This window comes from Ekhidna sp. (assembly GCF_039960695.1).
Classification (GTDB): Bacteria; Bacteroidota; Bacteroidia; order Cytophagales; family Cyclobacteriaceae; genus Ekhidna.
Genome location: NZ_JBDVKP010000019.1, coordinates 178,859 through 204,714, shown reverse-complemented (window position 1 = coordinate 204,714; position 25,856 = coordinate 178,859). Strand labels below are relative to the sequence as shown.

Annotated in this window: 24 protein-coding genes and 1 tRNA gene; 11 read left to right on the top strand and 14 right to left on the bottom strand. The window is 39.5% G+C overall.

Annotation, left to right across the window (positions count from 1 at the left end):
• Positions 1–21 precede the first annotated feature (21 nt).
• Both ABJG98_RS14565 and ABJG98_RS14560 read left to right on the top strand, forming a co-directional pair.
• Positions 22–423: a hypothetical protein gene (locus ABJG98_RS14565; RefSeq protein ID WP_348280270.1), complete on the top strand. Its 402-nt coding sequence runs from the start codon at positions 22–24 to the stop codon at positions 421–423.
• A gap of 6 nt (positions 424–429) precedes the next feature.
• Entirely contained in the window at positions 430–3,162 is a 2,733-nt protein-coding gene (locus ABJG98_RS14560; protein ID WP_348280269.1) for a TonB-dependent receptor, read from the top strand.
• 10 nt (positions 3,163–3,172) lie between these two features.
• On the opposite strand, the gene ABJG98_RS14555 is transcribed toward ABJG98_RS14560, so the two are convergent.
• The 7 genes from ABJG98_RS14555 to rlmD all read right to left on the bottom strand — a co-directional run bounded on the left by ABJG98_RS14555 (position 3,173) and on the right by rlmD (position 7,998).
• Positions 3,173–3,640: a hypothetical protein gene (locus ABJG98_RS14555; protein WP_348280268.1), complete on the bottom strand. Its 468-nt coding sequence runs from the start codon at positions 3,638–3,640 to the stop codon at positions 3,173–3,175.
• Positions 3,633–3,950: a hypothetical protein gene (locus ABJG98_RS14550; RefSeq protein WP_348280267.1), complete on the bottom strand. Its 318-nt coding sequence runs from the start codon at positions 3,948–3,950 to the stop codon at positions 3,633–3,635. Before ABJG98_RS14550 ends, ABJG98_RS14555 begins: the two co-directional genes overlap by 8 nt.
• The gene (locus ABJG98_RS14545; protein ID WP_348280266.1) at positions 3,950–4,579 is read right to left on the bottom strand and encodes an RNA polymerase sigma factor; all 630 of its coding nucleotides are present in this window, start codon (positions 4,577–4,579) and stop codon (positions 3,950–3,952) included. The genes ABJG98_RS14550 and ABJG98_RS14545 overlap by 1 nt, the downstream gene beginning before the upstream one ends.
• A gap of 448 nt (positions 4,580–5,027) precedes the next feature.
• Positions 5,028–5,207, bottom strand: coding sequence for a serine hydrolase (locus ABJG98_RS14540; RefSeq protein WP_348280265.1), 180 nt, complete (start codon positions 5,205–5,207; stop codon positions 5,028–5,030).
• 132 nt (positions 5,208–5,339) lie between these two features.
• Positions 5,340–5,963: a hypothetical protein gene (locus ABJG98_RS14535; RefSeq protein ID WP_348280264.1), complete on the bottom strand. Its 624-nt coding sequence runs from the start codon at positions 5,961–5,963 to the stop codon at positions 5,340–5,342.
• Positions 5,960–6,466, bottom strand: coding sequence for a sigma-70 family RNA polymerase sigma factor (locus ABJG98_RS14530; RefSeq protein ID WP_348280263.1), 507 nt, complete (start codon positions 6,464–6,466; stop codon positions 5,960–5,962). Before ABJG98_RS14530 ends, ABJG98_RS14535 begins: the two co-directional genes overlap by 4 nt.
• A gap of 134 nt (positions 6,467–6,600) precedes the next feature.
• Positions 6,601–7,998, bottom strand: a complete 1,398-nt coding sequence (rlmD, locus tag ABJG98_RS14525; protein WP_348280262.1) for a 23S rRNA (uracil(1939)-C(5))-methyltransferase RlmD — start codon at positions 7,996–7,998, stop codon at positions 6,601–6,603.
• Between the two features lie 71 nt (positions 7,999–8,069).
• Here rlmD and ABJG98_RS14520 point away from each other — a divergent pair, with 71 nt between their 5' ends.
• The gene (locus ABJG98_RS14520; protein ID WP_348280261.1) at positions 8,070–10,634 is read left to right on the top strand and encodes a gliding motility-associated C-terminal domain-containing protein; all 2,565 of its coding nucleotides are present in this window, start codon (positions 8,070–8,072) and stop codon (positions 10,632–10,634) included.
• On the opposite strand, the gene ABJG98_RS14515 is transcribed toward ABJG98_RS14520, so the two are convergent.
• Positions 10,635–11,411: a hypothetical protein gene (locus ABJG98_RS14515; protein WP_348280260.1), complete on the bottom strand. Its 777-nt coding sequence runs from the start codon at positions 11,409–11,411 to the stop codon at positions 10,635–10,637.
• 45 nt (positions 11,412–11,456) lie between these two features.
• Positions 11,457–13,949: a DUF5686 and carboxypeptidase regulatory-like domain-containing protein gene (locus ABJG98_RS14510; protein WP_348280259.1), complete on the bottom strand. Its 2,493-nt coding sequence runs from the start codon at positions 13,947–13,949 to the stop codon at positions 11,457–11,459.
• 128 nt (positions 13,950–14,077) lie between these two features.
• Between ABJG98_RS14510 and ABJG98_RS14505 the strand changes: the two genes are divergently transcribed.
• Positions 14,078–14,875: an SDR family oxidoreductase gene (locus ABJG98_RS14505; RefSeq protein ID WP_348280258.1), complete on the top strand. Its 798-nt coding sequence runs from the start codon at positions 14,078–14,080 to the stop codon at positions 14,873–14,875.
• On the opposite strand, the gene ABJG98_RS14500 is transcribed toward ABJG98_RS14505, so the two are convergent.
• The gene (locus tag ABJG98_RS14500) at positions 14,868–15,584 is read right to left on the bottom strand and encodes an SH3 domain-containing protein (RefSeq protein ID WP_348280257.1); all 717 of its coding nucleotides are present in this window, start codon (positions 15,582–15,584) and stop codon (positions 14,868–14,870) included. The two genes, ABJG98_RS14505 and ABJG98_RS14500, sit on opposite strands and share 8 nt — an antisense overlap.
• 95 nt (positions 15,585–15,679) lie before the next feature.
• On the opposite strand from ABJG98_RS14500, the gene ABJG98_RS14495 reads away from it, so the two are divergent.
• A tRNA-Lys gene (locus ABJG98_RS14495) sits at positions 15,680–15,752 on the top strand.
• 36 nt (positions 15,753–15,788) lie between these two features.
• Here the strand turns inward: ABJG98_RS14495 and ABJG98_RS14490 are convergent.
• The 3 genes from ABJG98_RS14490 to ABJG98_RS14480 all read right to left on the bottom strand — a co-directional run bounded on the left by ABJG98_RS14490 (position 15,789) and on the right by ABJG98_RS14480 (position 19,574).
• Positions 15,789–17,282 carry a PAS domain S-box protein gene (locus ABJG98_RS14490; RefSeq protein WP_348280256.1) on the bottom strand — a complete coding sequence of 498 codons (1,494 nt, stop codon included), beginning with the start codon at positions 17,280–17,282 and terminating at the stop codon, positions 15,789–15,791.
• 245 nt (positions 17,283–17,527) lie between these two features.
• Positions 17,528–19,171, bottom strand: a complete 1,644-nt coding sequence (locus tag ABJG98_RS14485; RefSeq protein WP_348280255.1) for a HAMP domain-containing sensor histidine kinase — start codon at positions 19,169–19,171, stop codon at positions 17,528–17,530.
• A 28-nt stretch (positions 19,172–19,199) separates the two neighbouring features.
• Entirely contained in the window at positions 19,200–19,574 is a 375-nt protein-coding gene (locus ABJG98_RS14480; RefSeq protein WP_348280254.1) for a response regulator, read from the bottom strand.
• Between the two features lie 138 nt (positions 19,575–19,712).
• Here ABJG98_RS14480 and ABJG98_RS14475 point away from each other — a divergent pair, with 138 nt between their 5' ends.
• Complete coding sequence (locus tag ABJG98_RS14475; RefSeq protein WP_348280253.1) at positions 19,713–20,180, top strand: hypothetical protein; 468 nt, start codon at positions 19,713–19,715, stop codon at positions 20,178–20,180.
• A 2-nt stretch (positions 20,181–20,182) separates the two neighbouring features.
• Here the strand turns inward: ABJG98_RS14475 and ABJG98_RS14470 are convergent, their stop codons facing one another.
• Positions 20,183–21,286 (bottom strand): AI-2E family transporter, encoded by a 1,104-nt coding sequence (locus ABJG98_RS14470; RefSeq protein ID WP_348280252.1) that lies wholly within the window; start codon positions 21,284–21,286, stop codon positions 20,183–20,185.
• 247 nt (positions 21,287–21,533) lie between these two features.
• Between ABJG98_RS14470 and ABJG98_RS14465 the strand changes: the two genes are divergently transcribed.
• From ABJG98_RS14465 to ABJG98_RS14445, 5 genes are all read left to right on the top strand, one after another.
• Positions 21,534–22,772 (top strand): phage integrase SAM-like domain-containing protein, encoded by a 1,239-nt coding sequence (locus ABJG98_RS14465; RefSeq protein WP_348280251.1) that lies wholly within the window; start codon positions 21,534–21,536, stop codon positions 22,770–22,772.
• A complete protein-coding gene (locus ABJG98_RS14460) occupies positions 22,729–23,925 on the top strand; it encodes a hypothetical protein (RefSeq protein ID WP_348280250.1) in 1,197 nt (398 codons plus the stop codon). Before ABJG98_RS14465 ends, ABJG98_RS14460 begins: the two co-directional genes overlap by 44 nt.
• A 192-nt stretch (positions 23,926–24,117) precedes the next feature.
• Positions 24,118–24,414, top strand: a complete 297-nt coding sequence (locus tag ABJG98_RS14455; protein WP_348280249.1) for a helix-turn-helix domain-containing protein — start codon at positions 24,118–24,120, stop codon at positions 24,412–24,414.
• A 152-nt stretch (positions 24,415–24,566) separates the two neighbouring features.
• Complete coding sequence (locus ABJG98_RS14450; RefSeq protein WP_348280248.1) at positions 24,567–25,571, top strand: hypothetical protein; 1,005 nt, start codon at positions 24,567–24,569, stop codon at positions 25,569–25,571.
• Positions 25,568–25,849: a hypothetical protein gene (locus ABJG98_RS14445; protein ID WP_348280247.1), complete on the top strand. Its 282-nt coding sequence runs from the start codon at positions 25,568–25,570 to the stop codon at positions 25,847–25,849. Before ABJG98_RS14450 ends, ABJG98_RS14445 begins: the two co-directional genes overlap by 4 nt.
• Positions 25,850–25,856: the final 7 nt, after the last annotated feature.

The following is a 25,856-nucleotide window of genomic DNA, read 5'->3' as shown; positions in this document are numbered from 1 at the left end:
AAATCAAAATTTAGAATCCAAATGAAAACACTTCAAAGCATCCTGTTTATCCTCTTTATCGGCCTTTCACTTTCTGCACTCGCACAACCTCCAGGAGGAAGAAGACCCGGTGGAAGTACCGACCAAATGATCGAACGGGAGAAACAAACCCTTTACAGTAAAGTCGAAAATCTGACAGATGATCAGAAATTGTTACTGGATGGCATCTATAAGGAGTTTGCTGTCACACTTCAGGAAACGATGGAAGAGATGCGACAAAGTAATGACAGAGCGGGCATCAGAGAGAAAATGGAGACTTTGAGAAAGGAGAAAGATGAGCTGATTGCCGATGTGTTGGACGAAGATCAATTTAAAATCTACCAAAGCATCACACAGACCAAAAGGGAGCGGAAAAGTGAAGATGATGGTAAAGGTCAAAACTAAGTAGATATGAAAGCAGCATTACTAACGTTGATCACTTTCTTATTCAGCATTTATTTTGCTTTTGCTCAGGAGCAAAACCTATCTGTATCCGGTGCGGTGGTGGATGCTACAGACAAATCTCCACTGATTGGGGCTACTGTCCTGCTGGTAAACGTCAAAGACTCCACACGATCCAGGTTTGCAGTGGCAGACGGAGATGGGCGGTTTACCATCACTGATCTTGAGCGCGCATTTTATCGGTTGCGAATATCGAATATAGGCTATAAACTATCTACTAAAATCCTGAGAGTCACTGTACCGGATCAGGCGCTGGGTGTCATCTCCATGGAACCTGAAATAACCAATTTAGATGAAGTGGTGGTGGAGGGCGAGGTGATCGCCGTTCAGCAAATAGGTGACACCACACAGTACAATGCGGTAGCCTACAAAACCAACCCGGACGCTTCCGCTAAGGACCTGGTGAGCAAAATGCCTGGTATTGTAGTGGATAGTGATGGAGTGAGCGCTAATGGCGAAAGCATTGAGCAAGTGCTCTTGGATGGAAAACGATTTTTTGGGCAGGATCCGCTGCTTTCACTCAATACCATACCGGCTGATATCGTGGATAAAGTGCAGGTGTATGATGAAGATAGTGATCAGTCCCAGTTCACAGGATTTGATGATGGAAACACCACCTGGACCATGAATGTGGTGACCAAAGTAGACAAACGAAACGGTCAATTTGGAAAAGTCTATGCCGGGTATGGTGAAAATGACTTGTACAAGGCAGGAGCAACGATCAACTCTTTCAACAAAGATCAGCGACTCACCTTTCTGGGCATGACCAACAACATCAACCAGCAAAACTTTGGCAGTGAAGATCTGATAGGTGTCAGTGGAGGTGGCGGCCGTGGTGGATTTCGCGGTGGAGGCAATCAGACGTTTATAACGGGTACACAGGGTGGCATCACTCGAACCAATTCGGTGGGGTTAAATCTGACCGATGACTGGGGAAGTAATACCTCATTTGAAGGGAGCTACTTCTTCAATCAGACACAAAACAACAACGACCAACTGCTGAATCGCGAATCATTTTTAAGGGGAGCAACCCAGTTTTATTCAGAGGACCTCCAGTCGGTTACAGACAACTCTAATCATCGATTGAACCTTCGTGCCAATCACAAAATTGATGAGAACAACAACCTTTTGGTACGGTCTTCATTTAGCTACCAGGACAATGAAAGTACAGAAGTAACTCTGGGTGCGACCACCAATCAAAGCGGTGAACTGCTCAGTGAGACATTCAATAATTACTCAAGTTCAAACACGTCGTTCAATTTCAGCAACAATCTTATTTTCCAGCATCAATTCAATAAGGTAGGCAGGACAATATCATTCGACCTCAATACACGAATCAACCCGACGACGAGAGAAAATTTATATGAGGACCTGTCACTTGATTCGCTCATCGAATACAATACCGATGAGGTAAATTATACGCTGGGGTCTAGGGTGACTTACACGGAGCCAGTAGGCACGTCTGGTCAGGTGTCGATGAGCTATGAGGTGAGCAATGCCGTAAGTAAATCTGATAAAGAGACGTTTGTGATCACAGAAGCCACAGGAGCTGAAACATTTAGTGAAGAGTTATCCAACAATTTTGAAAGTCGATACACGAAACACCTTCCGGGCATCCGCTATTCGAATAATAAGTTCGGAAACATCTTTGATGTATCCTTAAACTATCAGTATGCGACACTTGCAAACGAACAAGTGCTTCCCCTCACAGAGGATACTAAACGGAGTTTCAGCAATTTTCTCCCATCTGTCTTAGGGAGGATCGATCTGGGCGAGGGTAGTAATTTTTTTGCAAGGTATTCAACCTCTACCACTGAACCATCTGCTAGTCAGTTGCAGAATGTGATTAACAACAGCAATCCACTTTTCCTTTCGATAGGTAATCCAAACCTGAACCAAACCTATTCACATGCGTTGCAGATGCGTTTTCAGAAAAACTATTTTGATGCAAACGCCACTATTTCCAATCAGACTAGCGTAACAGCAAGGACGGATTATATAGGAAACAGTACTTCCATTATCGAGGCTGACTCTGTTACCAGTGGTGGTATCTCTCTGGCGGAAGGCGCACAATTGACTACACCGGTTAACCTAAACGGTTATTGGTCTGTCCGCAATAACACCACCTATGGCATATTAATCTCACCCATTAAAAATAACCTGAACGTATCTACAGGGGTGAGTTATACCCGACTTCCTGGGTTAACCAACGATGTGTTGAACATCGCAAAAACCTATTCAGCTGATGTTAAGGTTGCTTTGGTAAGCAATATCAGTGAAAATATCGACTACAATGTATACTATCAGCTTTCGGGAAGCAGGGTGTATAATTCCATCCAGGCAGAGACGAACAGTCAATACTATACTCAGACTGTTGGGTCTACCGTTAATTTGATTTTCCCCAAAGGATTTGTTTTCCGCAACGAAACTTTGTTTCAAAAGTACAATGGGGTGAACGATTCGTTTGATACGCAATACACCTTATGGAATATGGGCGTTGCCAAGAAATTCATGAAGGATAGTCGTGGTGAGCTGGAACTGTCAGTGTTCGATCTGCTAGGTGAAAATCAAAGCTTTAATCAGACGGTCACTGCGCAATATGTACAGGAGAGTCAGACACAGGTGCTGCAGCGTTATTTCATGCTGACGTTTACCTATCAGCTGAGGAGTTTTAAACAGTAGAGGTGCCTGTTCATTCGGGCCTTTTTCTGGTCGTAAGTCTGTTGGAAGCATTGACAAGCCTGGGAATGACGTCAGCCATTACCTCGTCAAATTTTGCAAGTTGTTCCTCATTACAAAGTGATTTGAGCTCTTCAAAATGATTGTAAGTGAGCACAATTTTATCCTCTTTCAGCTTCATAATTTGCTGAAGGAGCACTTGCCTTTCTTCGACGCTTGCCGTTGCTGAAAGTTGCTCAAAATAGGACTGAACCAACGTTCTTTCTTCATTTATGAGCGCTCGCACAGCTTTCCGATGGGTAGCTACCATTTCTCCGAACTGCTTTTCCTGCGCTTCGGTTAATGCCAGCTTCTTACTTATTTGCTCTCGTGCGCCCTTTTCTCGGATGGGAGGCTTAGGTCTGAAGACAAAAAGTGCCACTAGTCCAATATTGATTGCCAGCAAAACAAAAAACCCAATTTTATACAGCTTACTATTCATAGTCGTAAAGGTTAAAGTCCGTCATTAGTTGAGGGTAGCTACTAGAATCCTCAGTTGCCACACTTTCTGAAGTCCAGTAATTTGAAACGGCCCATACGTTTGAACAAATCACCAGTGCCACTACGGCAGCTACTTTCATCCAGCTACCCACAGGATGCTGTTCCTTCTGCATTCGGTGGTTGGCCAGTTTTTGCTGGATTTTCGCAAAGCCATCGGCAGGGGCTTTCGCTCCCTGTATGCCGTCCAGGCTATTCATTGCTTCGGTTATCCGGTTTTCTTGTTCCATATCCATTTTGACGTTTTTTAACATTATTTCCCTCGCTCAGGATAAAATTTTTCTAATTCCTTTTTCAAGTTGGCTTTGGCTCGTTGTACCAGAGACTCCACAGACTTTCTGCTTTGCTTCATAATATCAGCTACTTCCATCTGCGGGAGCCCTTCAATCTGCGTAAGTATAAACGCTGTTTTCTGGTTTTCAGAGAGCTTGTCAATTGTCCTAAAAAGGAGCTTTGCCTCCTCTTTGTTTTCCAATTTTACACCCGGATGAACAAAATCTGTAGATTCATATTTTACCTCAGCTGAGTCTTTCACATACAGCGAAGTAAAAAACCCCTTTCTTTTTTGACTATTTTTTTTTCTAAGAAAATCTAATGATTTATTTACTGCAATGCGATAAATCCAGGTGCTGATTGAAGAGTTGAATTTGAAACTTTTGGCTGTCTTGTAAACAGTCACAAAAACATCTTGAAGAAGTTCATCCGCATCCTCTGAATTTTTAGTATAACTGAGAATTGTATTATATACCTTATCACAATAATGATTGTAAACCTTCTCCAACGCCTGCTCGCTTCCATGGGCAATAGACTTAAGACAGTTTTCTTCGTCAATCATTTGCGTTAACTCGGTTTTGATAGGAGTTATTGGTGTAAAGATAGCCATTGCAAATTGTGGTGAGTAAAATCCTCTGCAAGGATTTAGCTATGACAAAACTTTTAGATTCTGCCTCTTTGGAAGAGATAGTTTTTAATGAAACTCACCAATTCATTCGAATTATTTCTGTTTAGTCCAATAAACTCGTCTCATTAATGAGTCTCATGAAATGATGTTTAATAACAATTGTTGTTAATCAGTGGATTCAAAAACTAACTTGAAACATTGGCAACATCTGAAAAATGAAAAAACTTCTAAAGTATGTTTTAAGAAGCTTTTCCTAATTCATGTCAGATATTTTTTGTTTGATTTCGACTCTATTTCTTCAACTCCAGCAGCACAACATTTTCTACATGCTGTGTTTGTTTGATCTAAAAATCGCCTTCATTGGAGCTGTGACGTTATTCGGCAAATATTTTTGGATCGGATCATCTAAGTTCATCTTGGCTTTGATCACTTAATCCGCTAGTATTATCCCAGTAAAGGATTTAGAAATGGATCCTATTTCAAAAACAGAGTTTTCATCTACGGGATCATTGGTGTTCAAAGACTTGACACCATAGCTAAAGTAGGTCGTGCCTCCTTCCTCTATAATTCCGATTACTATTCCGGTATTTTGCCCATTCAGTATTCTCAAACTTACATTGCTTTGACTTCATCCTGAGATGATGGTTTGAGCTGCGCAGCAAATCAAGGTTGCTGCCAGCATTAATATTGTTGTTATGAACTTTGACATCATTGTCGTTTTTAAAGTTTTACTGAATTGGTTTTAGTTTTTGACTCTTGGGTGCCGATGGTTTTTTTCTTCCAGTGTATTGATAAGCTCATTGACTTTGTTCAGTTTTGGTTCTACTACTTTCTTCGCAGATCGCCTGTTCAGAAAGTAAATCATATATCCAATGAATAAGCAGTAAACACCACCTCCTACGATGAGCTTCGTAGCTTCTGGATTTTCAAGAAAGAAACCAAGAGCGAAAACATAGCTAAATGTCATACACGGAAGTACATACCAAGTAAAAATACTTAGTCGCAATTTTATTTGCAGTTGCAGGTATTCTTTGGTCTTAAGTAGATACTGCAGATAGTTTTCGCTTAATTCCGCTGGCTTTTTCTTTTTTGTTCGCTTGATGACAAGTAAAATGTAAGTGGCCCAAAGCACCATCAATAAAGCGCCAATTTTAGTAAGCAGATAAGGAGCAGTGAATCCAAAGTATCCAAATATGGGTATAGCGATGATTGCTCCCAAAGCTTCGCGCAGGTGTAACCATTTTGTCTCCCCGTGAAATCGATCCAGATTAGAGTCGACTTCAAGTATGAGACGTGATTTCTTAAACTTCACCTGTTCCTGATGTGGTGAAGATTGCCAGATTTTAGATAATTCTTTTTCAATCATGACCTTTCATTTATACAATTCAACAATTTGTTTTTGATGCGTTTGATTTTTACAGCTACATGATTTTCCGTGATACCCGTAACCTCTGCGATTTCCTTATAAGGCAACTCCTCCAGAGCAAGGGTAATCAGCGCTTTGTCAGCTTCGTTTAACTTCTTGATGCAGCTGCGCAAATAGATGAGCTGTTGACTTTCCTCTTCTGGTGGTGGGGGTCCTTCGTATTGCAACAATTCAACACTATCCATATTGACGAATTGCTTCTTCTTTTTTGTCAACTTGGTTTGTGCATTGATGCATACATTAAGTGTCACTCGGAACATCCAGGTGCTCAGCGAAGAATTGGCTTTGAATGACGGCATGGATTTCCAGATGTTGATCACCACCTCCTGAAAAAGGTCCTTCTTGTCTTCGTCATCCGCAGCATACACTGAGCAGACACGAAGTAACTTCTGTTTGTTTTGTTCGAGCCCTTCTAAAAAGGCAGTTTCAAGCTCTCTGTCCATAGGAATTTTGTTAACTCTACTTATTTAGTCAAATGAGCATTCTCAATATGACAATTCCCTTAAATTATTTTAGAAGTTTCGTTGGACGAAATATTGAATCCTTATAGAATGGCTTTTGGTTAAGCTTTAACCTATTAACCTTTCAGCACTAATAAAACTACATTTTCTACATGCTGTGTTTGAGGAAACATATCTACAGGTTGGATTTTTACTACATCATAAACCTTGCCCAGCACTTCTAAATCGCGGGCTTGAGTTGCAGGATTGCAGCTCACATACACAATCCGATCTGCCTTTAGGTCTGCAAGTAATTGTGTCACTCTTGGGTGCATGCCTGCTCGCGGAGGATCTGTAATGATTACATCCGGTTTGCCATGCTTGCTAATGAATTCATTACCTAATAAGTCTTTCATGTCTCCTGCATAAAAGTCTGTATTAGTAATGCCATTGATCTCACTATTAACTTTTGCATCCGCAATGGCCTCTTCTACATATTCTATTCCAATTACTTTCTTGGCTGATCGCGCTACAAAATTTGCAATCGTTCCAGTCCCTGTGTATAGATCGTAAACCAATTCACTGCCATTTAATCCGGCAAAGGCTGCCGCAACCTTATACAACTCATGTGCTTGCTCCGAATTTGTTTGGTAGAAAGATTTTGGACCGATCTTAAATTTGAGATCTCCCATCTGCTCCATGATATGATCGTTTCCTGCAAAGAGTTCTACATCCAAATCACTGAATGAATCATTCCCTTTTTCATTTACCACATACATCAATGAAGTAATCTGCGGGAATTCCTTTTTAAGAAAATTCATCAGTAAATCAATCAGCTCCTGGTCTCGATAAAAGACTTGAAGGATAACCATCAGATCGCCTGTAGTAGTAGTGCGGATAATCAGGTTTCTCAATAATCCCACTTGTTTTTTCACATCGTAAAAAGGAAGCCCATGTGCATCTGCAAAGTCTTTTACCTTTAATCGAATTTCATTGGACGGATCAGCCTGCAGATGGCATTTATTCACATTGATAATCTTGTTGTATTGCTTTGGTATGTGGAAACCAAGCCCTGTCCGAACATGCTCTTCACCGGAATCAATTTCCTCTTTGGTGAGCCATCTAAAATTGGAAAAGGTGAATTCTAACTTATTCCTGTAAAAACTAGTCTGATCAGATCCAACTATTGGATTCATTGCAGGAAGTTCCAGACCACTCAGTTTGCTGAGATTGTCTTCTACATGACCCAGCTTATACTTGAGTTGAGCTTCGTAACTCATATGTTGCCACTTACACCCACCACACAATCCGAAATGCTCACAAAATGGCTCTGATCGTTCGTTCGATTTCGTAAGAATCTCTTCTGCATAAGCCTCTAGAAATTTCTTCTTTTTCCCAATCACCTTAGCTCTCACTACATCACCTGGCACTGTTTCTTTTACAAAAACTACCTGTCCATTTGTTCTGCCTACACCTTTTCCTTCAGATGAGATACCCGTGATCTCCAATGAATCTATCGTTGCTCCCTTTTTCATCGGCGCAAAATTACATCCACACCTTTGGTTTACAGGGTTTTTAGTAGTTTCATTGTTGTAGTATTTATTAGATGAAGAAGTTTCTACTCACCGGTTGCCTAATCTTGACTTTAGGGATATCTAATGCTTTCCACATTGTGGGAGGTGAAATTGAGTTTATCTACCTAAGCGATGGACTTTACCGCATCAATTTGATACAATACTTTGATGAAGCACAGAATGATAACCCGGGTCCTGATCCATTTGTCACAGTGTATATATTCAGGAATGGTGATAACCAGCTCATGTCTACGCAAGTGCTTCCACTCCTGCAAATTGAAAATGTGGAGTATACCAATATTGAATGCGCAAGAGATGAGCTTCAGACCTCTCGGGTTCTTTACTCCGCAGATGTGCAGTTAAGTCCAGAACAATACGATAACATTGATGGCTATTACATTCAATGGGAAAGATGCTGCAGAAATGCTGCCATTGATAACATTGTGAACCCTTCGGGCACAGGAATGAATTATGTATTAGAAATACCCCCACTAATGCGCAATGGTGAGATATTCGTAAACTCATCTCCGATATTGTTTAAACCTCTTAGTGACTATGCATGTATCAATCAACTATACTATGTAGAATTTACTGGTACTGATCCCGATGGAGATTCGCTAGTGTACTCACTTGCAACACCATTAAACAGTTCATCAGCAATAGCCCTTCCGCTTCCACAGCCCAAACCACATTTTGGAATCAACTTTCTTAGCGGGTTTTCCGAAAGCAATATGGTAGGAGGAACGCGACCATTAAAAATTAGCAGCAAAGGACTCTTGACAGTGACGCCAGACCAAACTGGACTCTATGTTTTTGCAGTCAGGGTTGAAGAGTTCAGAGATGGAGAGAAAATAGGTGAAGTAAGAAGAGACTTTCAAATGCTGGTCGTAGATGGATGTAACCCACCTGATCCACCCGTTGTTGATATCGATATACCGAGTAATCCCACATTCAATTCAGAAACTGACATCCTAACTTATGTAGCAAGTGATGTTGAAAAATGTTTTGATTTTATTGTTTCCAATGTGACTGTCGGTGAGACTATTTCATTGAAAGCCGAAGGAGTAAATTTTGATGAAACGTTTGATGAAATATTCTCTATCAATCAGATTCCAGTAGGTGATGGCACCAGTCAATTGCAAATTGAAGTATGTATTCCAGATTGCCCACCTATTAGAGATGCTCCTTTTATTTTAGACCTGATCGCCGCAGATAATGCATGTCCACTACCTCAGCTAGACACTTTAAGGCTTACCATTCAGGTAGAACCTCCCCCTAATAATGTGCCAGATGGTTCCACAAGCACTAATACAATTTCGCTTGCTGAGGACAGCCCACCATATTCACAAGTGGTCACCGCGACTGATAGTGATGGAGATGAATTAGAGATGACACTTTTTATTGAGGGAATAGAAGATCCGACATTAGCTGGTTTCGACCTTATTGATGTGAGTGGATCTTCAGGAAACATTCAGGGCACAGTGACTTGGGACACAGACTGTGAAGTTTATGATTTTTCAGATATTCAAAATTTCAAAGTAGGTGTCATTATAAATGATGCCGACATATGTGATGTGCCTGGGGATACCGTTTTTATCGATGCCACCGTGATCTTACCAGCAAACAGTGACCCTCAAGTTTCCTTTGCTTCTGCCCTTCCATCTCAAATCGATCTTGGCACTAACATCAATGTAGACGTCCTTGCGACGGATGCCGACGGTGATGATATTTCACTTTCATTTATAGCGGCAAACTTCGACGCTGGCTCTTATGGCGCCATGTTTACACCCGTTACCGGCAACACGAGCGTTAGTTCAAATTTTGCCTGGGATCTCAGCTGTGATGCCAATCGATTTAGTGATGGGCAGCAATTTGAATTAATTTTTGTAGCCGATGATGATGACAAATGCAAGGTGAAAAATTTTGATACACTCAGGCACTTCATACAAGTAAACTATCCGGAAAACTCTGGACCACAGTTTGATCCGATCGAACGAAATCAATCCTTGAGAGTCAATGAATACGCAGAGATTGAGGTTGGAGCCTTTGACCTGGATCCAAACGATGAGATCACTGTTCAGTTTGCACAAGGCATTCGACAGCCTGCCTCAGGATCACTGGAATTTGTACCGGTTACCGGCCAGGGTAGAGTGACCGCAATTTTGAAATGGCAACCGGAATGCTCATTACTCAGATTGGGTGAAACATCTACGCTACAGGATATAGTGTTTCAGGTTTCGGACAATGCTTGCCCAACACCAAATATTGATACACTCAAAATTACAGTCGAGGTATTTGATGATAGTGAACGCCAGGAAGAATTTTTACCACCTAATATCTTCACTCCAAATGGAGATGGGAAAAATGACACGTTTAGCCTTACTGGTCACTTTGACCCAAACCAAAATTTACCACCCGATAACTGCGACAATACTTTTGAAAATATCGTGATCACCAATAGGGCAGGTACACCAGTATTTCGTTCAACTACACGTGATTTTACCTGGACCGGAGGCCAGTTCCCGAGTGGGATTTACTATTATGCCATAACGTACACTAACACCGAATTTAAAGGTTTCGTGCATCTAATACGCTGATTAGTTAACATTGCCAAATCGGTATTGCAACCCCAAAGCAACAGCTACCTTACTAAAATGCGGGTGGACTCTTTTTACTGAATACGTCCCCTCCGGAAAATAGGAATATGAGAGTCTGGCATTAATCAAAAACCTACCCAGTTCATTATTCATTTCAATAAACGGATCCAGCGTTAAGGTTTGAAAGGCATCTGAAATCAAGTCTTTGTTTGTCTCGTAGTAGTATTTTTCAAAATCAATACTTCGAACTCGCATTCCTATAGATAATTCGGCATTGTCAGATTGATCGTAAAGATTGTAATTCACTTGACCACTTATTGTCTCGAATTCAGTATCTATAATAAACTCATCTTCAAATAAACTCAGATAGATTCGCCCAGTAGGATCTCCACCAAGTCTTGCTTCCGGGTTATGCTCCCCTCTTACAATACCAAATCCATAGCTTAGACTAAACTCAAGTCCAGAGCGATTTTCCATAGGAATGTAGTAGATGATAGAACTATTTAATGCGGTAAGCTTATCGAATGATCTCTTACTATTGAACAAATTCATTCGCCCCGAATATTCAAGATCCAGACCGATACGCTGAATCGGCGACCATGTTCCACCGATTTGAATGACTTGGTCTTTGCCTTTAAAATCTGAGCCAAGTCCCGCTCGAATGCTAGCATCACCAGCCTCCTTCAAACCGGACGATCTTGGAACGTTATTTACATAAGAAATTGGCGCCGAACAAGAGCTTATAATAAGAAGGAGAAAGAATGGATTGTATTTCATTGGATCAGGTTTATGCAAGTAAGTAGAACTCACTTACAAAAACCCCTAAAAACCTACACCAATCCTGAAACCACTTGCAACGAAATCACGATTTCTGAAGGCCCAGTAGTAATCCACCCGCATGAATTTAAAGATGTGCTCAATACCCGCACCCAACTCTACGTAATTACCTATCGTTTCTGTAGTGAGGTAATTAGCAGAGGCAACTGCCTGGAGGTTTAATTTCTTTACAAGCGGGATTTTATTGAAAATAAATTCATTGAAGTGATGCTCATAATGTGCCTCCAGATAAGGTTTTGTGGTACTGAACTGGTAAAATGGTAGTAGCTCAAATTTGAATGACTTGCCAACCTGACTCAATGAAGTTTGGTTACCTGCGAAATGCTTAAAATCAACAAATGAGAGTGCATCGTCATTTAAAAAAGCGCCCGCTCCTATTGCATATGTACTTGTTCCAACCAACCCAAGCTTCATATCATCCGTCACTCTTACCTGAACAAAGTCAAAATTTACATCACTTCCCAATGCTTCAACTCCTTTCTTATACGTCACGAATACTTCCGGGTATTTGGAGCTATAAATAAACTTCCGATCAGGTCGTGTGGCATATGTTTGTTTAAACCTAAATCGAAAAGTCGCTTGTAAAATCAAAGCTTGATGTGAGGGAAACCCTGTTTCTGCCAGCTCCATATTTGGGGGTTGATTGCTAGTGAAATCCGTACCATCACTTGCGTCCCAGGTAAAGTCAGAGGTATTCGTGAGTGTGTCCCTGGAAGCATACTCCATTCGTGTATTAAGTAGAATACCATTCTTCACTTCTTGCTGAAACCGGACATACCCAAATGACTTCTGAAAAATCTTGAGATAATTTTCACCATCTACTAATGTCACGTAGCTATTAATAAATGGCGTAATGGATTCATTCTCATCGAACTGAGAAATGTAGCGACCCCCACCTGCATAAAACCGAGTAAACTTATTGTCCAATTTTCGATAGCTGCCTTCCAGCTTCGCATTGAATTTTTCATTTGAAAACCCATACCTAAGTGATGGTCGTACCCAATATTTAGTTCTTCCATCCACTTGCTTCCACAAGGTCGGTTGAATTTCCGGGACAAATCCTTCTACTGTATTGAATTGAAAGATGCTAATGATTGCTGGTATTGACCAATACTTTTCTTCTACACTATTGGAATGAGTATAACCGCTCAGGAATATATTTCCAATCGTAAGTTTATTGGTTTCATTATCAACGGAATCTTTGTAAGGCACACTTTCTTTGACCAGTCTTATGCTATCTTTTGTGTGATAGTCTGCGACCTCAATTTCTGTAAGAGGCACCGGGCGTATGTTTTTCCAGTAAATACTATCTCGTTCGTTTGATCCTTCCTCGACTACTAAAACCTCTGCTGTAAAATCTGTTGGCTGAAACAAGTCTGCCTCTTCTTTTACACCAAATTTTTGCTCATAGAGATTTGCCTTACGATACGCTTCATAGTTTGGCTCTACCTTATAGTTTGAATAAACGCCGATGTAGTATCCGCTCCCTTTAAATCCAAAAGCCCCAAATTTGAATGAATACTTTTGAGAAATTGGCATCCAAATATCATACTCTGACGGAGCAAAGACCTGGTTAATCTTAAGAGAATCGATGAACTCCAATCCTCTTGCTTTGGTCACAAATAGATCTATCGTATGGAAGCGCCATTCATCCTCAACAATGTAAACGATCCCTTCAAAAACCGGATCAGTGGCACGCTTTGGCAGCACCTTTATTTTGTTAATTAGCTTCTCACCTTCTTCAAAAAAACCTAGCCATTCAAAATCATAAAATAGAAAAGCTTGTGGTGAAATTGGAGAGACGTATTCACGTTCCATGTCCAGATCAATAAACTTGCTGTAGGCATTAATGTTAAAATCTGAAGCCTTATTGAAACTGAAGCCTTGCTCATTACCACTCACTTTTGAGCTGATCATTCGCTCAGAAACTTTGTCTGGAAGTTCGAAAGAAAACTCCGAAACCGACTCTGAGAGATATAGGATGCCCGTGTCAATAGTGATTTTTTGGCCAAGAATTTTCTCAGGTTTATCATCCAGCCTGAAAAGTCCCTTTAAATAGGCGTCGGTTTTGAATGCACTAACCTCATTTTCATAAAACTTTCGCTTCTTGATGGCTTCTCGAATCACACGATAGGCAGGATCTTCGTCTCCCGCGGTGACTACTACTTCTTGCAACCTTAAGGCTTGTTCTTTTAGCTCAAAATCAAAACGAACAGACTGCCCCGCGCTAAGTGTTATCTGCTTTTCATAAACTTTAAATCCCACATGCTGTGCAAGAATAGTATGCGTGCCTGCTGGAGTCTTTAAAAAGAAATAACCTTCACTATTAGAGGTAGTTCCATTAGTTGTTCCTTTGATATATACGGTTGAAAAAGGGAGAATTTCTCCAGATGTACTTTTAGTAATCCCACGTATGCCTGTTTGGCTTAAAGACGAAAGTGACAGAAAAATGATGAAGGTGAAGGTGAATAATCTCATTAGGCTAGTGAAAAGGTTTTTATGTTAATGCATGACCGACTGATTAGGTTGCATCATGTTCATTTTTATCGAAAGTTTTTCAATGTGAGCTATCTTGGCAAAAGTTATACCAATTCATTTTCGTTTGTATGCAAAAGGTCGCAATTATTACTGGAGGTTCCTCTGGCATTGGTAAATCATTAGTGTTAAAGTACGCCAATGAAGGCTATGCAGTAGCATTTACCGGAAGGAACGGTGAGCGCATGGCACAAGTGGTATCAGAATTGGGCGAACGGCCACATCTAGCGCTTGAGTTAGATGCCGCGGACAAAGATCACAATCAGCAGATGGTAGAGGAAACCGTGAAAAAGTTTGGACGCATTGACGTGCTGATTTGTAATGCCGGTATCTCCATGCGTGCACTCTTCGAGGAAGTGGATTTGGAAGTCTTCAAGCAACTCATGAATATCAATTTTTACGGTTCAATCTATGCTACCAAGTTTGCCTTACCGTTTCTCTTAGAATCAAAAGGCACCATCATTGCAATCTCTTCAATAAACGGGTGGAGGTCTACTCCTGCTCGTACAGCATATTCATCGTCCAAGTTTGCGATGCAGGGCTTCTTCGAAGCATTGCGCACAGAAGTGATGACACGTGGTGTAAATGTGCTGGTGGTGTGCCCGGGGTTCACTAGCTCCAATATCAGGAATGCGGCATTAACTGCTGATGGAAAGGCTCAAGGTGAATCGCCTCGAGATGAGAAAAAAATGATGACTTCTGACGAAGTGGCCGAACGAACCTTCAAGGCAGCTAAGAAAAATAAACGCGATTTGATTTTGACATTTGAGGGTAAGATGGCAGTCATGCTAAACAAGATCATCCCTTCCCGCTTAGATAAGATGATTTACAGGATGATGAAGAAAGAGGCAGACAATCCGCTTAAATAAGTCTCAACTTTCCATTTCTTACGTACACTTCCCTTCCATCCCAAAGAATCTGCGTCCAAACTTCATCTCGTTTCAGAACTTTGACTTTATGACCCTTGGAAAGCATATCTATCGGCTCAGCACCAGCTGAAGGACCTGAGCGAAGTAAGGTGTTATTTGATACCACAATAGCCTTTGGAGGAGCCTTCATATTAAGAACCGCAAATAAACAAAGGATCACAATCAGCTGGATGATACCTGCGGCTATTGGCTTTTCTTTATCTTTTGACTTTTGGAAAATGTAAACACTGAGCATAATCATAATCGCGGATAGCAGTAGCGTGAAATGCAGTTGGTACTTCTCCAGTAGGGCAAGGAAGTAATCTGTATCATCATAGCTGTAGCCAGATAAATCATTAGCTTCAGAAAGCTCTCCAATCTTGCCGACTACATTTCTATCGGCAGACATCCGATAATATTTATCTAAAAAATATAGAGCTTCAGTATAATTACCCAACCCATCTTGTATAAAAGCCATCTTTAACAACATGGCGGCCGATGCCTGATCATTTTGAAACAAAGCACGATATTTATCATACGCCTCTGTATACTTTTGCTCAAGAAACAAAGAATCACCCTCAGCCAGATCAGTGTTTTGGGCCATTAAGCTGCCAAAAAAGCAGCTGAATAAAATTCCTAGAAATAATCTCACCTTTATTCTGTCAATCATGTGGTAAAATTGATTAAGATTTTTATTTTTGCATCCGCAATTTAAGACAGAGGTCTTGAATTGCACTTCTTTTTATACGAAAGGAAAATTTAAATGACTGGCTAGCTCAGTTGGTAGAGCAACGCCCTTTTAAGGCGTGGGTCCTGGGTTCGAGCCCCAGGCCAGTCACTCAAAAAAGCCTCAACAAATGTTGAGGCTTTTTTATTAGACTGATTTTGGAATTTTAATTTCAAACCGCGTCCCTTTATCCACCTCACTAACAACAGATATATTACAGTTATTCTTTTCAAGTAGCCCCAGACTTAAACTTAGCCCAAGTCCTGCACCCATTTCCTTATCTGTTCCGGCCGTAGATTTTTGAATTTCCTTTTTGATTATCGATTGAATTTGTTCTGTACTCATTCCGATTCCGGAATCTTCAATGCTCACAATGGTCTCTTTCTCTGTTTGATTACCTGTTACATGCACATGCCCTCCTCCATTGGTATACTTTATTGCATTATGTATTAAATTTCTAATAGCCACCTTAAAATGATTTTCATCAATCCAGGCTTCCATTTCTGAAGGCGCGTCAATTTTAAAGTCGATATTTTTTCGTTGGATTAAGGTGTGAAATAAATCGGCATTTTCACGTACCACAGAGCTTACATTAACCCTGGCAGGGTAAGCACTAATTCCACCAAGTTGCATTCTTGCCCATTCTAATAGCTCATTTACTGTTCCGGTAAGTGCTTCTAATCTTTGCTTTAAGCTATTTTGATAATCAATGAATTGCTCCTTCGAGATGACATCATCATGATTTAGGTTGAGAATGCTATGGAATAGGTTAAGTGGGCTTTTGATATCATGAGCAATGATTGAGAACAATTTATCCTTTGTTTCATTGGCTACTTTTAACGCTTTGTGCGCGCGTACCAGCTCCGTTACATCATCTACACAGATGGCTACAGATTCGACTACCCCATCGCTGCTTAAGATTGGCTCATACTTACCATTTGCAGAAATCATTGAGCCATCGGGAAGACTGGTTTCTTCTAAGAACGCAACTTGTTTACCAGATAATAAGGCATCCTGAAACATTGGCTCATGTTTTTCAAAAATAGATTCCGGCAAAACCTCTTTTCTATTTCTCCCTATCAAGTCACGCCTTTTATATCCAAATCGATTTGCGTAGTTCTGGTTTACTAAAATAAAATTTCCGTCTTTATCGACCAATGCCATGAGGATTGGTGTGTTATCCAGCAATGACCTCAGTGTTTGTTCATGTTGATCTGATCTGTCAAAGGCCTTAATTAGAATTGATCGGAAAACAAAAAGGAAAAGGTAGAGGATGGATGCAACAACTAGGTTATTCAGTAATGTCAAGGTATAGACAGTCCCTAATTCAACACCTTGTGCATTGAGTAAGTCAATTTTAATTGCAACAAAAATTAGAAATATCAACCAGTATGTAAGGTGCTTTTGCATTCCATCAATCAGCAGCATAGATATGGCCATGCCAATTACCAACATGTTTTCGGTATCAACATAAATTTCCTGATTGGTAAAGGTTAATGTAGCTGCTGAAACTAATGCAACTCCAGTCCAGATGAAGTAGCTTTTAGAAATTGGAATTTTTCCCCGTCTATTAAGAAACAATGAGAAGGACAGCAAAATAGCTGAGGTGAGACATAATCTTGCCTGAAGGTTTAAACCCATAGTTAGGGTTATAACACCAAGCACTAAACACATTGATACACTAAAAAGGATCAAATAATTGAATAGCGCTACCCTTCGTTTATCTAATGGACTCGTGGCATAATGCATGCCTGTCCTTAGTAAGTTTTTAACAAAAACAGATTTCATGGGGAATTAGGTGACGCTGATTTCAATAGTTAAATAAGACTTAGGATAAAAAAGTAACCTTCAAAACGAATGTTTATTGAATTTCTTACTTTATAGATTCATTTGCTTTTCAATTGAAGTGGAATAGATATTTTGATTTCTGTTCCGCGATTTGGTGCACTGTTTATCTCCACATCGCAATTATTTTTTTCCAAGAGTGCCAGGCTTAGACTTAAACCCAGACCGGTTCCCATCTCCCCAGAGGTTCCACTTCTGGAATTCTGAAGTTCCTTTTTCATAATGGAATGAATCTTATCCAAATCCATACCAACACCATTATCCTTTATTTTCATTGAAATATGATCTTCAACTTTCACTACAGATGTAGTCACTTGACCACCCTCAGGAGTAAACTTTAATGCATTATGAATCATGTTCCGGGTAGCAATTTTAAAATGGTTTTCATCAATCCATACCTCCAACCCTTCTGGGACTTCTACTTTTAGTTGGATATTTTTCCTTTTAATGAGATCCTCATATAATATTGAATTACTGCTAACTATCTTGCCAACATTAACTAAAGAAGGATTGGCATTTATACCATCAAGCTGTGTTCGAGCCCAATCCAGCAAGGTGTTTACCGTTTCTTTTAAGCCTCCCAACTTCCTCCTAACACTTTCCTGATGCTTTAAAAAATCTGTCTGTGAAATAGTCCCATCAGAAGAAACATTCAATAAACCTTCAAATAAATCAAGAGGCCCCCTGATATCATGTGAAACGATGGAAAAGAGTCTATCTTTTGTCTTATTCGCTTCCTCCAGCTTCTTTTTAGCTGATTCTAACTTTGTTACATCATTTACAAATACAGCTGCGCCTACAACCTCACCTTGATCAGATGTTATGGGTATATACTTCCCTCCTGCATAAAAAGAGCTTCCATCTGGCATTTCAGCCAATTCCAAAAATTCCTGAATTTCTCCACCAAGCGCTTTCTCAGCTAAGGGAAGCTGCATCTCTAATAGATTAGGAGCAAGAACGTCTTTCAAATGCGACCCAATAATATCCTCTCTTTTGATCCCAAAAGCTTTTTCATAATTAACATTGACCATCTTGTACCTTAAATCTTTATCAATAAGCCCTATAAAGAGGGGTACGTTATCAATCATTGAGTAGAGGACTTCATCTTTCTCCTGCAGGTTAAACATTGCTTTCATTAAAGATTTCCTAAAAGCATCAATGGTAAAGAACAAAATGAGACAAAGGATCGAAATATTTTGAAGGGTCAACCAAAAAGTAAAATCCAGAGTCCCTCCCAAATACTGTTGCTTTAGGAACTTAAAGCCAATTAATATTACAAACCCAAACCAGTAACCAATTACTTTCAGTCTATCCTGAAGTAATAGATACGATACAGTCATTAAGGCAATTATCACATTTTCTGTTTCATTGAATCTGCCTTCTTCATAGGCCACAACGGTGACCATTAAAAGTGCAAGAAGCGAGAAAAGCAGAAACAATCCACCTGCTATTTGATATCTACCCTTCTTATTTAGAAAAAGGATGAGGGTATAAAGCAGAAAGCACGTAAAGGTGACTCCTGACTGTAGGTATAAGTTCTCAAAGAATAGTAAGACACTATCAATCAAAGAGATTGTAACGCCTAATAATGAAAGTATGTTGATAAAAAATACTCTTTGAAAACTGAGAGGGTCACCCAATTTTTCAGTACCTACGTATGCTAGTTTTGAGAAAGGTATCTTCATAACAACAGGGATAATTCCCTGCTGATTCTTAATTACCTATTAATTTAAGGCATTTGTGAACAGCATTTACAAGTTGTTCAGCATTTTTCAGTGGTTTTTGGATAAATGCGACGTAATCAACTTCATAGTTCTCCATTACATCTTCCGGATGACTTGAAATAACGATGGTCATTGGCTTATGATCACTCAACTCAAGAACTTCAGGACCTTCTAATCCTGATATATTAATGTCCAGCAACAAAACATCAGGTTTATCTAAATCAATGCGTTTGGCAGCATCTAGTGTATTATCAGAATTTCCAATGAGTTTCATTTGCGGCACCTTGGACATAACCACTTTCAGGATTTCAACAAAGGCTGGGTCATCCTCTATGATTAAGTATCGGTACTCTCTATTGCTCAATTTATTTCTGTCTTAGTTTTAGTAAAGGACTTTAAAAATAGAACTTTTTAATTGATAGGAAAAAGCATTCCGTCTGTATCAAACGCTGCATGAGTTTTTAATTCAATTAAGCTATCTTAATAAATATTTTACAATGAAATGAAGCAACCTCTCGCATTAAGATTTGACCGCATAGTTAAAGAGAATTTACCTAAAAGGAAGAAGATGATGGAGGTGCTACGAGATAGCGCCCTGTCGGCTGAATTATTCAACAAAAAAGCGTTTGGGCTAAAATCAATACTTGATCTGACGGGTAGAATTACGGACTTTAAAGGCATTTATGGATTTATTGAAAATGATAAACTTGTATACATTGATGAGTCCTCGTATGTAATCAGAAGAATCATCCGTCAGTTTAAAGGAACCAGTAAGTATCAGAAAAAGCTTGCCAATACTATGGTTGAGTTACACTCCGCTGAACGACCTTTCTATACAATAAGTGATGCGTTGAACGCAATGGCCGAAATGAACATCATATTCATGGATTTACCAGATGACCTGGAACGTCAAATAACTACACTTTATTTACAATGCCAATTTGAATGCATATACAATCGTTTTGACTAAGCCTATATTTTGAATTTGCCTTTTACTTTCTCCAGCAAGCTTATTTCAGGCTGAGGCTTAACCTCAGTTATTCGATCTCCGATTAACGAAGCGACTGGCTCTAGCTCCACAAAGTGACTACATATCACTTTAAACATAGCGACCAGTGGCAAGAATAGAATCATACCCGCAATACCCCACAGAACACTCCCTGCAATCAGCGAAAAAATTGAAAATAGCGCGTTGATTTGCATATTCCCCCCTACAATCTTAGGATTCAGAAAATTGCCCTCAAGAAATTGTATAAACCAGAAAATAGCTATCACTCCCACTGGGTACCAATAGCTTTCAAAAGTCACAAAAGCGTATATCGTAGGAATCAAACCCCCGAGAGTTGTTCCGACATAAGGTATAATAGCGAGCAAAGCGGCCAGAAACCCAAAGAAAAAGGCATAATCTATACCCAAAATCAACAGTCCTACAGTATTCAAAACGCCGAGAACCAAAATCAAGAGAAGCATACCTGTGAAATATTGCTGGCCAACTTGCTGAACCTCCCTCAGCATCTGGATAAAAGATTCCTTCTTAGAGTTTGTCGTAAACCTGGCTATCGCCTCGGTGAGGTGTTCGCTGTAAAAAAGAAGCAAAAAAGTGTAGATAGAGGCAAGCATCACGAATGAAAGAAAGGAGCCTGTGACACTTACAGTATCCGAAATAATTAAAAAACTACTATCGGAAAACAAGTGAGAAAGTCTATCCAAAATTGTTTGCGACTCAATGTCAGGAATAATCTGAACTTTATTATTGAGAAAGGTGATTGAAGTCTCAAGCGTTGCTTTGAGTTTTTCGAGAAAGTTGGAGTATTGACTGGCCATATCAATAATCTGAGCTGAGAACAGAATAAGAACACCAGCCGCGAGAATAAATACACTTCCCATTGTCATAATTATTCCGAATACTTTTCGAACACCTTTTTTCTTTAGCCATTTAACTACAGGGTATAGGATAAAAGCAAAAAGCATGGCAAAGCAAATGGGTAAAAGCAATACTTTTCCAAAGTACATGATAGCTACAATACCAATGATTGATGCCAAGACATAAAAAAGTTTGCTGAAGGATAGGTTCATACTTTTTGATTAAACATTAAAGTTAGTTCCTCATCATCTTATTCTGCTGGTTAATAACAAAAAAAGCCTCTCAATGTTGAGAGGCTTTCGTACCTGAGGCCGGAGTATGCCGTTTTCTAAACCTACTTGACCTTTCTTTTTCTTATCTTAATTAGCTTATTATTGAACCCTGAAGCGGATTTAAATAGGTTTGAATCCGCTTTAACAAAATTTCTGACACCATTCTTGCCACCTGGCAACAGAGAGTATGATCAATATAAGCTTCTATTTAAACACCCAAAAGATAGATAAAAATGGGCAAAGTCCGGTCTATATGCTCCTTACCTACAAGGGTCAGCGAATACGAAAAGCCGTCAAGAATGTCAAAGTAAGTCCAGGGCTTTGGAATGATAAGAAAGGGAGAGTTAAACCGGCAAAAGACGATGCGCTTCGAATCCATGAGTCATTCAATAGCAAACTTGAATCCCTGGAGGAAGCAGCTCACAAAATAAATAAGGTGTCACTGAGGTATGAGATCCCATTGACAAAAGAATACATTTTAACCAGGCTTGAAAATCCGGAAAGCATTGAGCTAACCGGCCGAAATTTCTTCACCGTCTTTCAAGAATATATCAGTACACTATCAGGTCATAGAGCAAAGAGAACATTAACCGGAATAACCACGGTCATGAACTTTCTCAAAGCATTCCAAAACGAAACCAAATACTCCATATCATTCGCATCGATCGATCTAAGATTTTTTGAAGAGTTAAGAAGTTATGCATTTGAAAAAAGAGGAATTGCCAATAACTACTTTCTGAAAATTATCATGGTACTGAAAGCTTTTATGAACTGGGCTGCTGAAAGAGAGTATCATTCTACAGTTGCCTATAAGAAATTTAAAGTTCAGGAAGTTGAAAGAGAAGTGATCTACCTCACCATCAATGAGCTGACGGATCTGTTTAATTATAAATTCGACTCTAAAAGGTTATCGCATGTCCGAGACATCTATTGCTTTTCTTGTTATACGGGTCTTCGGTTTTCAGATGTGATCTCATTGAATGAATCTCACATTCAAGATGGTTATGTAGTAAAGACGATTGTAAAGACTGGCCAGGTCAATAACAAAATCCCGCTGAACAAACAGGCAAAAGCTATACTCGACAAATATCGAGACACTATTCATTATCCACTTCCCAAAATATCAAATCAAAAATTCAACTCCTATATAAAAGAGTGCTGTGAGAAAGTTGGTATTGATACCCCAATATCTATCGTCAGGTTCTCCGGAGGAAAAAGAGTAGAAACAACTCACCCAAAGTATGAGCTTATAACAAGTCACACGGCCAGGAAAACATTTGTCACCAACTCGCTGATCCTGGGCATGAAAGAAATGATAGTCCGAAATATTACAGGACACAAAAAGGAGGAGTCATTTAAAAAATATGTCAAAGTAGCAGAAGATGTTAAAAGAAAAGAAATGGAATCAACATGGGATTCGATTTAAGGGGGAAGAAAGTTTGTTTTCATCCATATCTAAGGAGCATTTATATGTTCTGGTAGAAAGAGGCTCCGACAAAGAGGTAATTAATCATTTAAGAGATTACCAAAAAAATTTCTTTGACCTCTTCATTGCGGAGCTCGAACTTATGTGTGCCAAAGATGAAACAGCATACTCAGCTGAAGAAACGCTTTCTTTTTTGAGACTTCACGCTTATTGCGCTCTACTCGAATTGTATCATAGGGCAAACGATCTACTTAAATTAGAGCAACTTCCAAGATCTCAAAGCCAAGATTCAATACTACTAGGGAAAAATTACCATTGTTTTTACCTGGACATTCTAGGCGATTACAAAGAAGAAAAAGTAGACCCAGCTCTCTTCTATCTTAACAGGAAATACCCTTCCTTATTCACTGATGAACTCTTTACCTCAGATGTAACAACTCAAGGTATCTCATCGATGCAATATGAGATTGCACTTGGCTTGAAAGAAAATGAAAGCTTAATTGGCTTATTAACTAAAGTCATAGAATTCAAAGAAAAGTTAGACTCTTGGAAAAGGTTTGCTAAGTCCATAAACGAAGGCTTTGGCAAGCTTGCTGAAAAATACTTGGGCATTAAATATGAGGATGTTTCGAACATACCAAAGATTCTGATGCATGATGCCATGCTAACTCGTCCTGGATCCAGATCTTTTGATGAAGTCATCAATGGCCTTGATAAATTCAAAAACATTCGTATTTATCATTCTGAAGAAGGCTCTCCAATCTCTATGAATAAACCTATAATTGTTAAAAAGTCCCTTGAGCTATTCAGAGATAAGGGGTTGATTGCAATTGATGATAAAGACATTCTCAAACTCATAAGGTGCATGTTCATGATACCTAAGAAATATTATGCTCAGTATCCTGATGGAATACCTGAGTTTACAATTACCTCAAATAAATTCAGTATTAACCTTAAGGCCTTACTTAAAGAGCTGAGAAACCAACGATTGATTGAAGGTGATCCATCCGATATCGGCATGGTGATAAACAAAATATTTCCTCATGAAGGCCTAAATCCAATTACAGTAAAGAACTCCTTAAAGCCAAGCTCTGACATACTATTCAATGGAATTTCCAGACCTGAGATAATTCGGGTTTTAAGTGGTGTTTAACTGGCTTTAATATTCAGCCTCTATCAACTCCGATTCATGGTCGCGTCGGCATAAATAGTTAAAATATTTATTCCTTTAATTGGTGTCAAGGGTCAGCATATTACGATTTATTATGGTCGTTCTTATGATTGTAGTTACTCGAATATTTCCATTCCAATCAATTTCGTAATCGAACAAACTGATTTAAATGGAATGGAACGAGCTGTAACAATTAGCCTTTCCCTAAAGGAATTCAAGGAGATCATAAGGGAATCAATTCAGGAACATCAAACTGGCACGGTGGAAGTCTCGGAAGATTCAGAGATTCTGAACCAGAAAGAGGCGGCTGAATTCTTAGGCATTAGTCAAACGACTATCATCAAATGGAAGAAGGAAGGTAAAATTCCTTACCAACAGATTCCTGGAAGTTCTAAAGTGAGATTCTACAAATCTCAACTACGGAGGACAGTCCAAAGGAACCCTCATTTACTTCAGGCGGCAAGAAACTAAAAAGCAACTCATTGCAGTGAGTTGCTTTTGATAGAAACATATATAAAATGCTCCTTAGTGTTCTTTCAAGACATCTAAGGTAGCCATTGTGAAACCTAATTACAAATCAATCAATGGAATCTACCCTACTTACCAATCAAAAAATTTACGAAATGAATATCTCACTAAGAGAGGCATTTCTAAACCTAAAATCTTTCAAAAACCAATTTAGAGGAAAAACCAAACTTAGAGGTCAACACCAATTACTTGCCAGGTACATCATGAAGCTATTCATAGAAGAGTGGAACTCTAGGAATATTGAAAAACGTCAGCAGGGTTTCTATCTGAACTCAAACCATACCTCACTTTCGACCCTTTGTGACTGCTCAAGTCGGAGTATTCGTAACCAGCTAAATAGGCTGATTGAATGTGGTATTATTCTGGAAACACAAAGAACCAGGAGGGGTATTCAAATTTGGATTAATCCGAAATCCATCATTGATTTTTCGACGTTAGATAGGAAAGATTTTCAGGGTTTAGTTCTTGAACCTTCTGTAAAAGAAGAAAGAACTAAGAATGTGGATTCGTTAGTAACTCAAAGAACTGACGAAAAGAACACTAAGGAGCAACATAGCACCGGGTCAAAACCAAATACAAGCTGGTTCTTAATGAGTGGCCCGGTGTGTTGTTCTGATTTGGCATCCAACCTTTGGGCGCATGCCAAGAAATACATCTACTCGGACAAGGAGTTTTCCGAATCTCGTGATCAGGCGATAGTTGATCTAATTTCTAGTTGCTATCAAAAGCGGCTGAAAAAAGAACACAGAGAACCGGCTAATCTACATAACGAGGTTTTGGCAAACCTGGAGCAAGCGAGAAAGTGGTTTAAGGATCACCCAAAGGTCAATCCCCCCGATCCTTACCACTTTTTTTCCAATGAGACTAGCGGGTTCCGATTCTGGAGGCTGTGGGATATGGGAAAACAAAAGTCGAAAAGCAAGCTCTTACAATTTGCACGAAGACGGATAAGATGGGACTGCTTTAGGTTTTCAAATGGCCAACTGACCCTTTCCAAACTTAAACTACTCGATAAACATCTGGATTGGATAAAATCTATTCAGGATAAAGAGCTGGCCACCTGGTTTGCAATCAATAGCCACAAACTCTATTCGATATGAGCATCCAGTTTTCAGAGAAAATGAAAGTCCAGGCACAGACAAAGCTTTGGGTGAAATGGAAGTACACGATCAATGGATATACTGACATGGTCTACTACAGCTTTGAAACTTCCAAATCATTGAGGGATAAAGATCTATCCTACGGATTGAAGAAGCTTCTCAAGCTAGCAGAGCATGAGCTGGTAGGTAAGTATGAAATAGCGATCATATACGACAATGTATCTGGTCAGGAGCTAAGAAGATACAAGGAAGGAAGAATGATCAATAATGTCCCTTAATCTCATT